Here is a 14413-nt window from a genome sequence, read left to right as displayed (position 1 = left end):
TTTATATAAATCACGAATATCGAACTTGCTGAGTACAGCTAATAGACACTGTTATCCCTTTAGACAAGGGCTGTCCAATCTCATATCTGAACAGCTTTGGTTTGTGTTGCTATTCTTAAAGTGCTTATAATACATCATGTAGTTCGGTATCTGAATGGACGGATATCAATACGACTGCTTTTGTATCGCCGATATTTTTAACAAAATGAGGGACACTTGCATTCCAGCTAAAAGAATCGCCTTCATTTAAGATTACGGAGTCTTCTCCTTGCTCTGCAAGAATTTTCCCCTCCATTACTAGATGGCACTCTTCTCCTTCATGTGCATTCGGTTCTCCCATAGAAGTACCAGGTGGGAACTCTACAATCATCATTCGTAACCCGCCTTTAGACGTTAAGTGATCGATTTTTAAGTTATTAAATGAAGTGTTGGTTCTTGTTTCCTTCCTAACAACACGCATATGCTGTTGTTTTTCTAATAATAAATAGGGTAAAGGAACCCCTAAAAAACTAGCAATTGTTTGCAAGGTATTAATGGATGGAGAAGTGTTATTATTTTCGACATTACTGACAAAACCCTTTGAAAGTCCTGTTGCTTCACACATTTGTGCTATTGTAATTTTTTTTCTATTCCGTATCGCACGTATTTTTGAACCTATATCCAGTTTAATCACTCCAATTGTTTACTAATATGTAACATAGTTATATATTAGCAAAAAAATCATTGACAATCCATACATTATATTGTTATCTTATAGGTACTAAATATTCGTATTAGGAAACATTTTTATCTCATTGTTTTTCTATATGAATTAATTTATTCTATTTAAATACAATTTGAGGTTAGAGCTGAAGTTGGGAAATAGTAAATAGGAAAGGATGATGATATTGGTTTCACCAATGATTTATGAACTTCGTCGACCGAGCCAAATCGAGCCAGATAAAACATATCCAGCCCTGTTTTTGATGCATGGGATTGGAAGTAATGAACAAAACATGCTTCAACTTGTAGATGGATTAGCAGAGCAATTCTACATTTTTAGTATCCAGGGTTCGATCCAACACCCACCAGGTTATGCATATTTTACGATTCAAGGATATGGTAAGCCGCATAGAGAAGTTTTTGATCAAAGTATTAGGACCCTAACAGACTTTATTGATTATGCAATAGAAGAGTTTCCGATAAATAGTAGTCAATTATACTTACTTGGCTTTAGTCAGGGAGCTATCCTTGCAAAGACTCTTGGTTTGTCATTAGGGAATAAAGTTAAAGGAATTGTTGCACTAAGTGGATACATTCCAGCATTCGTTAAGGAAGAGTACACGATACAACCTGTCGATAAACTTTCAGTATTTATATCCCATGGAGAGTATGACAATATTCTGCCGTATGAATGGGGAGTAGAGAGTTCTTCTTATTTCCGTGGATTGGGTGCGAATGTAACCTTTCAAACATACCAAGAGGGGCATACAGTTTCCTTAAAAAACGAAGAGGATTTTACGAAATGGTTACTGGCAGATTTAGTAAAAAATTTATAAAAACTATTTGGAGGAGGAAGCGTACATGATACCATCTCTTTTTATCGCTCATGGAGCACCGCTCATTGCAATTGAAGATAATGAGTACACACAGTTTTTAAATACATTAGGTCGTACATTACCGAAACCAAAAGCAATTATCTTATTTTCAGCTCACTGGGAATCCTCTACACAAAAAGTTAGTGAGGTAGATGACTATAAGACGATTTATGATTTTGGTGGTTTTCCTGAAAGCCTATATCAAATTGTGTATCCAGCTAAAGGAAACATAGAATTGGCAAAAGAAATTGAGGAATCGTTTAGTAACAAAGGTATTCCATATGAGGTTGAAACAACGAGAGGATTAGATCATGGGGCTTGGGTTGTGCTTAGGCTACTCTATCCAAATGCAGATATTCCAGTCATTTCAATGTCTGTAAACCCAACTCTCTCACCTGAGGAACAATACAAAATCGGTAAGTCCTTAGCTGAATTAAGAGAAAAAGAAGTTTTGATTATTGCTAGTGGTGGTACAGTGCACAATTTGAGAACCGTAAAGTTGGCTGAAGAAAACGCTAAGGTAGATCAATGGGCCCTTGATTTTGACGATTGGTTAGAAGAGCGCTTAAAGAGTTGGGATGTAAAATCATTGTTTAACTATGCTACATTAGCGCCAAACGCACAAATTGCGGTTCCATCATATGGGAACGAACACTTTATTCCAATTTTCTATGCGATGGGTGCTGCAGATAACGAACAAACAGCGAAGTTACTACACCGCAGTTATCGATATGGAAACCTAAGCCACAGTGTTTGGCAGTTTGGTGAATAGAACAAAAAAGGAATTCTAGGAGGATATAAAAATGATGAATAAGTTTGAATTAGGTACTTTACTTTTACGAGTATTTTTAGGGATTAGTTTCTTTATTCACGGATTATCGAAGTTTCAAGGTGGTATTGAAAATACTGTAGGATGGTTCGAAATGATTGGTTTACCAGGATTTATGGCATATGGAGTTGCCTTATTAGAACTTGTAGGCGGAATTTTATTAGTTATTGGCTTAGGCAGCAGAATTGTATCAACATTATTTGCTTTTTTAATGATTGGAACATTAATAAAGGCAAAACTATCTGTTGGATTTTTAGGTGATGGAACAGGTGCAGGATACGAATTGGATTTAGCATTTTTAGCAATTGCAGTCGTAATATTGATTAATGGCAGTAGATTTTATGCACTAGACCAACTGATTTTTAAAACAAAAGAAGAAACTACAACAGTGTAAACAAGATAAGTACAATCTCAAAAGTAATGCATTACTTCATTAAGAAGTAGTGCATTACTTTTACTAATTAAAAAGGGGAGATAATAATAATGCCAATCATTCAAATTACAATGCTTGAAGGAAGAGAACAAGAAACAATTGAACAATGTATACGCGATGTAGCACATACAGTGCATAATTCGCTTGGGGCTCCTTTATCAAGTATTCGTGTAATAGTGAACGAAGTACCAAAAAATCATTTTGCAGTGGGAGATAAATTAAAAAGTGAGATGTAAGAATTTTTAGGAAAGAGTGTAATGGAATAAACGGAGAACCCATTATGTCAAGATGCGTTCCTTGACTAGGGATTCATAGGTTTCTTTACTATCATAGTTAGAAGATTTAGTACCAAGGATATAAATCAAATAGGTGACAAGCAACTTAAGTTACGATAATATGGATAAAAAAGGATAGGTTCCGGGTATTTGATGAGGATCATCAACTTCTCATACTTAAAAGGAAATGTATTTAGAGCAGGACCTTGGAACGAATCCCATCCATACTTATAAAATAATTCACTAAAAAACCTGTCAAATGCCCTTCCAAGGCATTTGACAGGTTTATCTTTTTTATATTTTCATAACTCCACCAGTACTAGCAGAAGTAACAAGCTTAGAATAACGTGCTAGGTAACCCTTTTTCACTTTTGGTTCAAAGCCTTTCCAGTTTGCTTTACGTTTTTCCCATTCTTCATCTGAAACCTGTACATCCATTGTGCGATTTTCAATATCGATAACGATATGATCTCCATTTTCAACGAAGGCAAGTGGTCCACCCTCAGCCGCTTCAGGTGAGGCATGGCCAATTGACAATCCACGTGATGCACCAGAGAATCGTCCGTCCGTAACAAGAGCTACCTTTGGTCCAAGTCCCATTCCGACAATCTGAGAGGTAGGTGCAAGCATTTCAGGCATTCCCGGTCCGCCTTTAGGACCTTCATAACGAATGATTACAACGTCACCTGCTTTTACCTTACCTTTAGAAATGCCTTCAAGCGATTCTTCTTGAGATTCAAAAACAATAGCTGGGCCTTCGTGACGTGTAATACCGTCTTGTACTCCGCCCGTTTTAATAATCGCACCATCAGGAGCCAAATTGCCAAATAATACGGCAAGACCGCCTTTTACTGTATACGGATTATCAATTGGACGAATAACATCATGGTTTTTCACTTCACAACCTGCAATATTTTCACCCAGTGTTTTTCCGGTCACAGTTAAGGTATCAAGATGAAGGGTACCTTCTTTTTTAGAGAGCTCATATAGTGCAGCAGAAACACCACCTGCTTCATGTAAATCTTCAATATGGTAATCAGAAGCTGGTGCGAGCTTTGAGAGGTGTGGAACTCGTTCAGCTACCTCGTTGATTCTCTCAAGAGGATAATCAATTTCCGCTTCGTGTGCAAGTGCAAGTGTATGTAAAACGGTATTCGTTGAACCGCCTAGTGCCATATCAAGAGCAAAAGCATTGTCAATTGCTTTTTCAGTTACAATATCACGTGGTTTAATATCATCTCTAATTAAGTTCATTAGCTGCTTGGCAGAACGTTTTACAAACTCTTTCCGTTCAGGAGCTACAGCTAAGATTGTTCCATTACCAGGTAATGCAAGGCCTAGAGCTTCACAGAGGCAGTTCATCGAGTTTGCAGTAAACATGCCAGAACATGATCCACATGTAGGACAACCAAATTGCTCTAGTTCTAGAAGTCCTTTATCATCTAGATTACCAGATTGATAGGCTCCAACTCCTTCGAATACAGAAGAAAGAGAGATTTTACGGCCATCGCTAGTTACTCCTGCTTTCATCGGACCACCGCTTACAAAGATTGTCGGGATATTTAAGCGCATGGAAGCCATCATCATCCCAGGTGTTATTTTATCACAGTTTGGAATGCAAACCATTCCATCAAACCAGTGAGCTGCTACAACTGTTTCAACTGAATCTGCAATAATCTCTCGGCTAGGTAATGAGTATCTCATCCCAATGTGCCCCATTGCAATTCCATCATCAACACCAATCGTGTTCATTTCAAATGGCACGCCACCAGCTTCACGAATTGCGTCTTTAACAATTTTCCCAAACTCCTGTAAGTGGATATGTCCTGGAACAATATCAATATATGAATTCACTACAGCTATGAAGGGTTTATTAAAATCCTCTTCTTTAACACCTGCTGCACGAAGTAAGCTTCGGTGTGGTGCACGATCAAATCCTTTTTTTATCATATTACTACGTTGTTCAGTCATTTTAATTCCCTCCAAATTTCCAAAGTTGCTTATAACCATATTCTGAAAAAATAAATTATTACTCATTTTAACATTATTTTAGATAATATCAATGATTTAGCGTTATTTCTTTTTGAAAATAGAATGATAGTATCATAAAAAAGCAATTAATAGCTTTAAATGTAGAAGGAAAAAGATTAATACACTACTAGATTATTCATGTTAACCGACCATTTAAGTGAGCGTAAAAAATTGTAATTTGATACACCTATAAGTAGACTTATGTAGTGTATTTAATAAATTTTTTAGTTTAAAATAAACCAAAAGGGAGGGAATTACCTTGGTTAAACTTACTCAAGCCGCTTTTTCACAAATTATTCAAGAAGTTCAGGATGTGATCGACGAAGGTAAAAAGCCGTTCATCCGTCTGACAATGGGAATTGGTTGAAGTGGTCCGCAACTTCGTCTGGCTCTGGAAGAGTCAGCTTTAGAACAGGATGAAATAATAGATCATAACGAGATTATATTGTTAGTCCATGAAAATGATAAAGTTTATTTTGACAACGCAAAAATAGATTATACGAAAAATGTATTAGGTGAAGGGAAGTTTATCGTGCTTAAAGTTTAGGTTCTCGTCTTGTAATGGGACTAATATTTAGGAGAGAACAAAACGATACTAACTCCATCACGTGCATCATGTCTTTAGACAATAGAAAATTACATCTATTTATTGACACATTATCCATTTTATGATATTAAAGAAATGGGGATTAGCACTCGATGAGTGAGAGTGCTAATCCGTTAAAATCGGACAAATAGATCGTCTACCATTTTTCACTAGTTCTAGTTACAGTTTGAAAGGAGAGATTAGTATGGAAACAAAACAATTTCAAGCAGAATCAAAAAGGTTATTAGAGATGATGATCAACTCGATTTATTCAAAGCGAGAGGTGTTTTTACGAGAGTTGATTTCTAATGCTAGTGATGCAATTGACAAAATCTATTACAAAGCATTAACTGATGATTCTTTACGTTTTGACAAAGACAGTTATTACATAAAAGTGGTTGCTGACAAGGAAAATAGAACACTTAAAATCCTTGATACCGGTATTGGAATGACGAAGGATGATCTAGAAAATAACCTTGGAATTATTGCTAAGAGTGGCTCTTTAGCGTTTAAAAATGAAAATGAGATCAAAGATGGCCATGATATTATTGGTCAGTTCGGTGTTGGATTTTACGCAGCATTTATGGTAGCAGACGTTGTTACCGTTATTAGCAAAGCTTTAGGAAGCGATGAAGCTAATAAATGGGAATCTAAGGGTGCCCAAGGATATACGATTACACCTCATGAAAAAGAATCAGTTGGTACTGAGATTATCCTTAAAATCCATGAGAATACAGAAGATGAAAATTACGATGAATTTTTAGATGAGTATCACTTAAAAACCATCATCAAAAAATACTCTGACTTTATACGCTACCCTATTAAAATGGATGTTACCGGAAGTAGACCAAAAGAAGGTAGCGAAGATGAAGTAGAAGATTATATTGAAGAACAAGTAGTTAATAGTATGGTTCCGATTTGGAAAAAGAATAAAAATGAATTAACAGAAGAAGATTACGAGAAATTTTATTCAGAAAAACATTACGGTTTTGACAAACCACTAAAATCTCTCCATATTACTGTTGATGGAACGGTAAGATATAATGCAATTTTATTTATCCCGGAGAACATGCCATATGACTATTATTCTAAGGAATATGAAAAAGGATTAGAGCTTTATTCAAATGGTGTTCTTATCATGAATAAATGCTCTGACTTACTGCCTGATTATTTTAGTTTTGTTAAAGGGATGGTTGACTCTGAGGATTTATCTCTTAATATTTCACGTGAGATTTTACAACATGATCGACAACTAAAGTTAATTGCAAAAAATATTAATAAAAAGATTAAAAGCGAATTACAAAGCTTACTAAAAAATGAAAGAGAAAAATATAATACGTTCTATAAATCATTTGGAAGACAGTTGAAATACGGTGTTTATAGTGATTTTGGAAGAGATAAAGAAGTACTACAAGATTTATTGATGTTCTATTCTTCAAAAGAGAAACAGATGGTAACACTTGATGAATATGTGTCAAGAATGCCAGAAGAACAAAAATATATCTATTATGCTTCTGGTGAGTCGAATGAAAGAATTGAAAAACTTCCACAAACAGAACTAGTCTCTGAAAAAGGATTTGAAATTCTTTATTTCACTGAAGAAATAGATGAATTCGCAATTAAGATGTTAATGACATATAAAGAGAAGGAATTCAAATCTGTATCTAGCGGAGACCTAGGTATTGAAGCTGACGAAAGTGAAAAAAGTACAGAGTCAGAAGACCAAGATAATAAAGAGCTCTTTGAGCATATGAAAAATGTACTGACAGGCAAGGTAAAGGATGTAAGAATTTCAAAACGATTAAAAACACACCCTGTATGTTTATCAACTGATGGTGAAGTATCTATTGAAATGGAAAAAATTCTTGCAGCAATGCCTGATAATCAGAACATTAAAGCAGACAAAATCTTAGAAATTAACGTCAACCATGATGTCTTTAAATCATTAAAAACTGCATTTGAAACAGACAAAGAGAAAGTAAATCTATATACAAACCTACTTTACAGCCAAGCACTACTTATTGAGGGATTACCAATCGCTGATCCGGTAGAGTTTACGAATGATATTTGTAAGGTAATGGTTTAAAGTAAAAAAGAAAACGGCCCATAAACTACTTTAAGTTTGCGGGGCTGTTTTCTTTGATTTTTTCAGTGTCAAATCGAAAGCGTAAATGCTTTTACAATAATCCCATCACCTGCTGGTTCAAAGTCGTATTGTGGCAATCGTTCAAAACCAATCCGTTCATATAACTTTATTGCACTTTCCATAAACTCGGCAGTGTGTAAGCCAATAGCATTGAAGCCTTTTGCTTTCGTTCGCCTAATGCACTCAGCAATCAAAGCAGAAGCTACTCCCTTGCCGCGAACTTCAGGTGATACAGCTAGAAGTCGGATTTCAGAGTAATCTAGCTCCTCAATAAATCCTTCGTAAGCATCTGTTTGCGGGGGGAATAACGCAACACTTCCGACAATTTCCCCAGCTAATTCCGCAACAAGTAGTTCAACACCAGGCTTTGAATCCGCATCTGAGGATATTGCCTTTTTAAGAGCGTTCCAATGTTCTAAAGGGATCGCATGCGCGTGATCACCATAAGCCGTAACTCTCTGTTTACGAATAAATTCTATTTCATGTGTTAACGCATTACGTATTTTCATAGTTACACTCCCAAAATAAGAAACTTTTCAATTCTGTTACTTAAGAGGTGACGATTATGTTGTAAATGCCAAGCAGATAAATCCGGACCCTTAGGAAGTATTTTTACTACATTTTTTTCAGGTGAAATCGTAATTGATGTATGATAATGTTTTTTAATCGCATCAAAATCTGTCGAATCACCAAAACCAGGTGTTTGGTATAAGTCTCTTACATAACCCCAGAGGTGAGTGAATTCTTTGATCAGGTTTCGATTCGTATTAAAAGCAGTGTAATAAGCCGCATCAAATCGAACAAGAGTAGAATACAGTCGGACATCAGAGTCTGTGATAAAATCTCCAAATAAAAAGCGCTGCTTAGATAAACGTTCCTCTAGTTTATCCAATCTTGAAAAAAGTGTGTTGTAGGACTGTTCATAGGCCACTTGTGAACGTGCGAAACCACATTTATAGACACCATTATTAATATCATGGAAGATGACTTCATTTAAAGCGTCTATTTCTTCACGTAAATGTTCTGGATATAGGTTTGGTGCATTTTCTTTATGTAATGGTGCCCAATCTGTCTCGAAATAGTTTGTTAACTTAAGATAGTCATTATTGACTACTTGGTTCTTGATAATATCGACGATAACTGGAACCGTTGGTCGACCAGAATAATCAGGATCCGTTTTTTTATAAATTTCACTCATATACTTTATTCCTAATACTGGATCTACACCATCTTCATCCAGCGAAAATTCCCAGTCGACATGACCAAGCTTTGGACGAATTGGGCTAGCTGTTCCTAAACTAATAACATTTTCAAGTCCAAGAACACGCCTTACGATCACAGAACGGTGGGCCCAAGGGCAGGCAGCTGACCATAATAGACGATAGCGGTTTGCATCTACTGGTAATTCACCAGGCTGTTCCCCAAAAGGCGTAGTAAACCTATTTGTTTGTCGATTAAACGATCCATCTTTTTTGAATTCAGTAGCTGTTTTAAGGGTATCCTTACGTTCAATCTGCTCATTTTTTGTCATTACAAGCATCCTCTCTTAAAAACTGACCTTTTATTATCCATAAAGTAACTTTATGGTATTTTAGTATTTATATAACTCCCTAGTCAATTAATTGGTACTTTCGAGTTAAAAAATAGCCCCGTATCTACTAAAAGATAGCGGGACTGTTTGTTATTTTTTAGAATGAAAATGCTGTAATTCATTTTCAATCTCTTCTAATCGGATTTCTAGTTTTTCAAAAGAGTGGCCAAGAGATTCTAATCTTTCAATATCACCTTGAATACGCAGATATTCCATTTTTAATTCTGCAATTTTAATTTCTATTTCATTTAAACTCATATAATACACCACTTTCATATCTTTAAATAGTATATTGCTAAGTTTAGCGGATAAATTAATAATCTTCAAACAAAATGATATGGAAGTAGTAGGTAAAGAAAATCATTAAGAAACTATCGAGAATCAAAATATTTATTATATAATGGTACTAATGAATAAGTGGATTATGGAGTTGAAGTCAGTTAATCTGACATTCCCAAAAATATATGATGAATTTATGAAGCATATGGAACTAGAAGATTTTAGAGGGATTCGCAGTGATCTAAGTCTAGTCTATAAAAAACAATAAAGAATTGAAGAGCTTGCATGGAAGCTAGGTATGAAAAGGTAACTCTTGGCGGCTCACCGGTAACGGCAAGCCCAAGCCATATCCCTTGTAAGAAGCTGGAATATTGGTTTATGTGTTTTCCTAGGCCGTGTATATGGACTTCTCGCTTTTTAATAGCTTTTAAATATTTTATTATTATCATATAATAGTAGATATCTTAATCTATAAATAATTGTAATCCATATGATTTGGTTTTTATTGAGACAGAAAAGGTGTGTGACTTTGATCGCACCTTTGCTTGGTGTGAGGCTACATCTTTTCTGCAAATTTTAGGGGAAAAGGTTGATAAAAATGAGCAACAGAGAAGCTAAAACAGACGTCATTTTAATTGGCGCAGGAATCATGAGTGCGACTTTAGGGACAATCTTGAAAGAATTAGTACCGGAATGGGAAATCACAGTGTTTGAGAAGCTCGCAAACGCAGGAGAGGAAAGTTCTAACGAATGGAATAATGCGGGAACGGGGCATGCGGCACTGTGTGAACTAAACTACACGGTTGAAAAACCAGATGGGTCTGTAGATATTAGTAAAGCTATAAAAATTAATGAACAGTTTCAGGTTTCAATGCAGTTTTGGTCTTATCTAGTAAACAGTAAGCTGATACACAATCCACAGGATTTTATCATGACACTGCCTCATATGAGTATGGTACAAGGGGAAGAAAATGTAACGTTTTTAAAGAGACGTTTTGAAGCGATGTCAAACAATCCTCTGTTCAAAGGGATGGAATTTTCCGATGATCCAGAAAAACTGATGGAATGGATTCCGCTTATTATGCAAGACCGTCCACCAAATGAAGCTATAGCAGCAACAAAAATCGACTCTGGAACGGATGTCAACTTTGGTGCTTTAACACGCATGTTATTTGACCACTTAAAGGAAAAAAACGTCGATATCAAATACAAACATAGTGTTGATAATATTAAACGTACTAGCGATGGCTCGTGGGAATTGAAAGTGAAGAATCTTGGTAGCGGCAGCGTAGAACGCCGTACGGCAAAATTTGTCTTCGTCGGAGGCGGGGGTGGAAGCCTGCATTTGCTGCAAAAATCCGGTATCCCTGAAGGAAAACATATTGGTGGATTCCCAGTAAGCGGTATCTTTTTGGTATGTAATAATCCTGAGGTTATAGCGCAGCATCATGCAAAAGTATACGGAAAAGCTAAGGTTGGTGCTCCTCCAATGTCTGTTCCGCATCTTGACACAAGATATATCGATAATAAGAAATCGTTGCTATTTGGACCGTTTGCCGGCTTCTCACCAAAGTTCTTAAAAACTGGTTCAATGTTCGATTTAGTAACTTCCGTAAAACCGAATAATGTCTTAACAATGTTGGCGGCAGGCGCAAAAGAGATGTCATTGACAAAATACCTGATTCAGCAAGTTATGTTATCGAAAGAACAGCGCGTGGAAGAGTTACGTGAGTTTATCCCGACAGCTAAAGCTGAGGATTGGGATTTAGTGGTGGCGGGCCAACGTGTGCAAGTTATTAAAGATACAGAGGCAGGCGGTAAAGGCACGCTTCAATTAGGTACGGAAGTGATTACTGCAGCTGACGGCTCGATCGCAGCATTACTAGGAGCTTCTCCGGGTGCTTCTACTGCTGTTCATGTTATGCTTGAGGTAATCAAAAAATGCTTCCCGCAACATATGAATGAGTGGGAATCGAAAATCAAAGAAATGATTCCATCTAATGGCGTGTCACTAATGGAAAACCCAGAGCTCCTGCAAGAAATTCATACTTCAACAGCGCAGACGCTTGGTTTAAGCGAAAAAGAGCTGGTCTTTAGTTAATTCTTTGAATGTAGAAACTAAGGTATTGAATGAAAAAGTATGAGCAACATTTTTCATTAATGGACAAGCGTTTCTATGATGACGAGATTGAAAAGGCAATATTTGCTTAATACAGAGATAAAGAAGACTTCCATCAGTGGGGTTTTCCTCATTCCCCACTGAAGCACTATAGCATTACATTTAATAAAGATGACCTTGAAATAATTAATACATGGGCATTTGAAAGAGAAACGTCTATTCGGAGCGAATTTACCAGACGATATTGTTGATTCAATTAGAGAAGATGTTAAAAAAAGGATCTAGTGGCATGTACTAGATCTTTTTTTTTTGTTTATTAAAAATGCTAGGATAATTAAGAGGAATCTTGGAATTTATAACAAATAAAAAATTTAAATTTATGGATAAAGATGAAATTAGTAGCTGAGTAGTGTATAAATAGGAGATGCAATCTTTTCTTCTGAGGATTCGCGTATTCAAAGATAGGTACTTTGTTGAATTTCTTTTTGGTTGATTAAACCCAGTGAAATAGTTAAAACTAACCTACAACTAGTATCTAAACATACAAGAACAATGGAGTGATTATATGGCTAAGGCTAAAGCAAAAAGCGGAATAGGTAGAGGAACAGGCAAGAAGGGTTGGAATCGTTGGCAAAAAAGTGCTAACAAAGCAAAAAGTTTTAAACCCTATACAAGCAAAGGCGTAAAAAAACCAGATGATACAAAGGATGGCGACAATAATAATAGTGACAAATAGAATTAGATGGAGGTCAGTAATCCAACGTGGCCCAGTATTAATTGGTGATACATGACTACACTAATTGTGAAAGGAGCCATAATGGCTCCAGAACTCAATTGGTTCCTTATAAACAAGAGGCACGTTTTGATTATTGTTGGTAGCTATTATAATCTCCTGCTTTCGGATACATGCTCCTCGTCTCTTTACTACAAAAGGTTGATATTGCTTTCTTTACACTCAGTTAAAATTTGTTCACTCCACACTGAAGCCTGAACTTCACCAATATGGGCTTTCTTTAGGAAGAACATGCATAATCTTGACTGTCCTATACCTCCACCTATTGTATAAGGAAGCTTTTCACCTAGTATTAATTTATGATATTCGAGCATACTACGATCCTCATTTTTTGAAAGCTTTAGTTGCTTTAACAGTGCTTTTTTATCTACTCTAATACCCATTGAAGAGATTTCAAAAGACTTCTCCAAAAGTGGATTCCAAAAGATAATATCTCCATTTAGTGTCCAATCATCATAGTCAGGGGAACGCCCGTCATGCTTTTCTCCAGAAGGTAAAACCCCACCAATTTGCATAATAAAAACAGCACCATGTTCTTTCGTAATAACATCTTCTCTTTGCTTAGGAGTTAGATCGGGATACACTATTTCAAGTTCATAGGTTGAAATGAAATAAATGTCATCAGGTAATGTAGGCTCTAGCACAGAGTGAAATTCATACATATAGCCTTCAGTTGCTTTCAAAGCTTTGTATATCTTTTTTACCTCAGTCTCTAATGTACCTTGATTGCGTTGGTCCTTAGATATGACCTTCTCCCAATCCCACTGATCAACATACATCGAGTGAAGGTTATCTAATTCCTCATCTCTTCTAATTGCGTTCATATTTGTATAAAGCCCTTCACCAACAGTAAATCCATATCTAGCGGTAGCCATCCTTTTCCATTTCGCTAAAGATTGAACGATTTCAATCTGAGTATTTTTCATTTCTAAAGCATCAAATGAAACGATTCGCTCAACACCATGTAAATTATCGTTAATGCCTCTGCCTTCACTTAACAGTAATGGTGCTGAAACTTTGATTAAGTTTAGTGCTTCTGAAAGTTTACTTTCAAAATGATTTTTTATCTCGTTAATCGCGATTTCTGTAGAGATAAGATCAAGCTTTGATTTGTACCCATTTATAGCTAATGTTTTACTCATTTAATCATCCTCCAAGTAGGCAGTAGGCGGTGGTATTTTAAAAACTAAATTCCTAGGTATAAGTGATCAACTACTTATTAAGGCCCCCTAATTATAGTTATTATTTACTGGCCTTAGGTAATTGACTAAAATTACTGTATGTATTGATTTTAAGAGTTGTTACAAAAGCGGTGTATGTGAGATTAAGCCAAATAAAGGAATTGCTTCTATCCAAAATACCTTTTTGAAGGGGAGTTAAGAGGGAATTATAAATATTTATCTACCCAAGATACCGTAACACTCCAAGGATAATAGCTAATGAATAATAAGAGCGTTGATCTTATCACTTGAGTTTCGCACCCTTAATAAACAGGATTTTCTAACTCATAATCCTGCCTAAACCCTTGTTATATAAGGCTTATGACCTCAGGTCCGATGGCGCCTGGAGCTAGACGTAGATAGACAAAGACACGAAGTTATACACAACCTTACAATTTTATAAATTCCTAAACAATGAAAAAGGCTTGCAATCTGACAACAGATTTGACACCTCTTTGACACCCATAAATAAAAATATAGAGCGAGCCCTCAAGGGCCAAGAGATGAGGGAATCAGCATGGTTTAATAAATAAG

Annotated in this window: 13 protein-coding genes; 7 read left to right on the top strand and 6 right to left on the bottom strand. The window is 36.0% G+C overall.

Going from position 1 to position 14413, the window contains the following annotated elements:
* Positions 1-124: 124 nt before the first annotated feature.
* Complete coding sequence (locus tag PY093_RS02105) at positions 125-664, bottom strand: helix-turn-helix domain-containing protein (RefSeq protein WP_275644456.1); 540 nt, start codon at positions 662-664, stop codon at positions 125-127.
* A gap of 217 nt (positions 665-881) precedes the next feature.
* Here PY093_RS02105 and PY093_RS02100 point away from each other — a divergent pair, with 217 nt between their 5' ends.
* From PY093_RS02100 to PY093_RS02085, 4 genes are all read left to right on the top strand, one after another.
* Positions 882-1538 carry an alpha/beta hydrolase gene (locus PY093_RS02100; protein WP_275644218.1) on the top strand — a complete coding sequence of 219 codons (657 nt, stop codon included), beginning with the start codon at positions 882-884 and terminating at the stop codon, positions 1536-1538.
* A gap of 25 nt (positions 1539-1563) precedes the next feature.
* Positions 1564-2349, top strand: coding sequence for a dioxygenase family protein (locus PY093_RS02095; RefSeq protein WP_275644217.1), 786 nt, complete (start codon positions 1564-1566; stop codon positions 2347-2349).
* Between the two features lie 31 nt (positions 2350-2380).
* Positions 2381-2800 carry a DoxX family protein gene (locus PY093_RS02090; RefSeq protein ID WP_275644216.1) on the top strand — a complete coding sequence of 140 codons (420 nt, stop codon included), beginning with the start codon at positions 2381-2383 and terminating at the stop codon, positions 2798-2800.
* Between the two features lie 89 nt (positions 2801-2889).
* Complete coding sequence (locus PY093_RS02085) at positions 2890-3075, top strand: 2-hydroxymuconate tautomerase (protein ID WP_275644215.1); 186 nt, start codon at positions 2890-2892, stop codon at positions 3073-3075.
* Positions 3076-3408: 333 nt separating this feature from the next.
* Here the strand turns inward: PY093_RS02085 and ilvD are convergent, their stop codons facing one another.
* The gene (gene ilvD, locus PY093_RS02080) at positions 3409-5085 is read right to left on the bottom strand and encodes a dihydroxy-acid dehydratase (RefSeq protein ID WP_275644214.1); all 1677 of its coding nucleotides are present in this window, start codon (positions 5083-5085) and stop codon (positions 3409-3411) included.
* An 851-nt stretch (positions 5086-5936) separates the two neighbouring features.
* Between ilvD and htpG the strand changes: the two genes are divergently transcribed.
* The gene (gene htpG, locus PY093_RS02075) at positions 5937-7817 is read left to right on the top strand and encodes a molecular chaperone HtpG (protein ID WP_275644213.1); all 1881 of its coding nucleotides are present in this window, start codon (positions 5937-5939) and stop codon (positions 7815-7817) included.
* Positions 7818-7885: 68 nt separating this feature from the next.
* On the opposite strand, the gene PY093_RS02070 is transcribed toward htpG, so the two are convergent.
* The 3 genes from PY093_RS02070 to PY093_RS02060 all read right to left on the bottom strand — a co-directional run bounded on the left by PY093_RS02070 (position 7886) and on the right by PY093_RS02060 (position 9726).
* Positions 7886-8386 carry a GNAT family N-acetyltransferase gene (locus tag PY093_RS02070; protein ID WP_275644212.1) on the bottom strand — a complete coding sequence of 167 codons (501 nt, stop codon included), beginning with the start codon at positions 8384-8386 and terminating at the stop codon, positions 7886-7888.
* Positions 8387-8388: 2 nt separating this feature from the next.
* Complete coding sequence (locus PY093_RS02065; RefSeq protein ID WP_275644211.1) at positions 8389-9408, bottom strand: glutathione S-transferase family protein; 1020 nt, start codon at positions 9406-9408, stop codon at positions 8389-8391.
* 150 nt (positions 9409-9558) lie between these two features.
* Positions 9559-9726, bottom strand: coding sequence for an SE1832 family protein (locus tag PY093_RS02060; RefSeq protein ID WP_275644210.1), 168 nt, complete (start codon positions 9724-9726; stop codon positions 9559-9561).
* 619 nt (positions 9727-10345) lie between these two features.
* On the opposite strand from PY093_RS02060, the gene PY093_RS02055 reads away from it, so the two are divergent.
* Entirely contained in the window at positions 10346-11848 is a 1503-nt protein-coding gene (locus PY093_RS02055; RefSeq protein WP_275644209.1) for a malate:quinone oxidoreductase, read from the top strand.
* A 583-nt stretch (positions 11849-12431) separates the two neighbouring features.
* Positions 12432-12602: a DUF3934 domain-containing protein gene (locus tag PY093_RS02050; RefSeq protein ID WP_275644208.1), complete on the top strand. Its 171-nt coding sequence runs from the start codon at positions 12432-12434 to the stop codon at positions 12600-12602.
* Between the two features lie 188 nt (positions 12603-12790).
* On the opposite strand, the gene asnA is transcribed toward PY093_RS02050, so the two are convergent.
* Entirely contained in the window at positions 12791-13801 is a 1011-nt protein-coding gene (gene asnA / locus PY093_RS02045) for an aspartate--ammonia ligase (RefSeq protein ID WP_275644207.1), read from the bottom strand.
* Between the last annotated feature and the right edge of the window lie 612 nt (positions 13802-14413).

The organism is Cytobacillus sp. S13-E01, from assembly GCF_029193815.1.
Taxonomy (GTDB): domain Bacteria; phylum Bacillota; class Bacilli; order Bacillales; family Bacillaceae_L; genus Bacillus_BV.
This window is presented reverse-complemented; position numbering and strand designations above follow the sequence as displayed.

Coding starts and splice junctions, on each gene's coding strand:
- PY093_RS02100 (WP_275644218.1), top strand. CDS start 882: ATGATATTGGTTTCACCAATGATTTATGAACTTCGTCGACCGAGCCAA.
- PY093_RS02095 (WP_275644217.1), top strand. CDS start 1,564: ATGATACCATCTCTTTTTATCGCTCATGGAGCACCGCTCATTGCAATT.
- PY093_RS02090 (WP_275644216.1), top strand. CDS start 2,381: ATGATGAATAAGTTTGAATTAGGTACTTTACTTTTACGAGTATTTTTA.
- PY093_RS02085 (WP_275644215.1), top strand. CDS start 2,890: ATGCCAATCATTCAAATTACAATGCTTGAAGGAAGAGAACAAGAAACA.
- ilvD (WP_275644214.1), bottom strand. CDS start 5,085: ATGACTGAACAACGTAGTAATATGATAAAAAAAGGATTTGATCGTGCA.
- htpG (WP_275644213.1), top strand. CDS start 5,937: ATGGAAACAAAACAATTTCAAGCAGAATCAAAAAGGTTATTAGAGATG.
- PY093_RS02070 (WP_275644212.1), bottom strand. CDS start 8,386: ATGAAAATACGTAATGCGTTAACACATGAAATAGAATTTATTCGTAAA.
- PY093_RS02065 (WP_275644211.1), bottom strand. CDS start 9,408: ATGACAAAAAATGAGCAGATTGAACGTAAGGATACCCTTAAAACAGCT.
- PY093_RS02060 (WP_275644210.1), bottom strand. CDS start 9,726: ATGAGTTTAAATGAAATAGAAATTAAAATTGCAGAATTAAAAATGGAA.
- PY093_RS02055 (WP_275644209.1), top strand. CDS start 10,346: ATGAGCAACAGAGAAGCTAAAACAGACGTCATTTTAATTGGCGCAGGA.
- PY093_RS02050 (WP_275644208.1), top strand. CDS start 12,432: ATGGCTAAGGCTAAAGCAAAAAGCGGAATAGGTAGAGGAACAGGCAAG.
- asnA (WP_275644207.1), bottom strand. CDS start 13,801: ATGAGTAAAACATTAGCTATAAATGGGTACAAATCAAAGCTTGATCTT.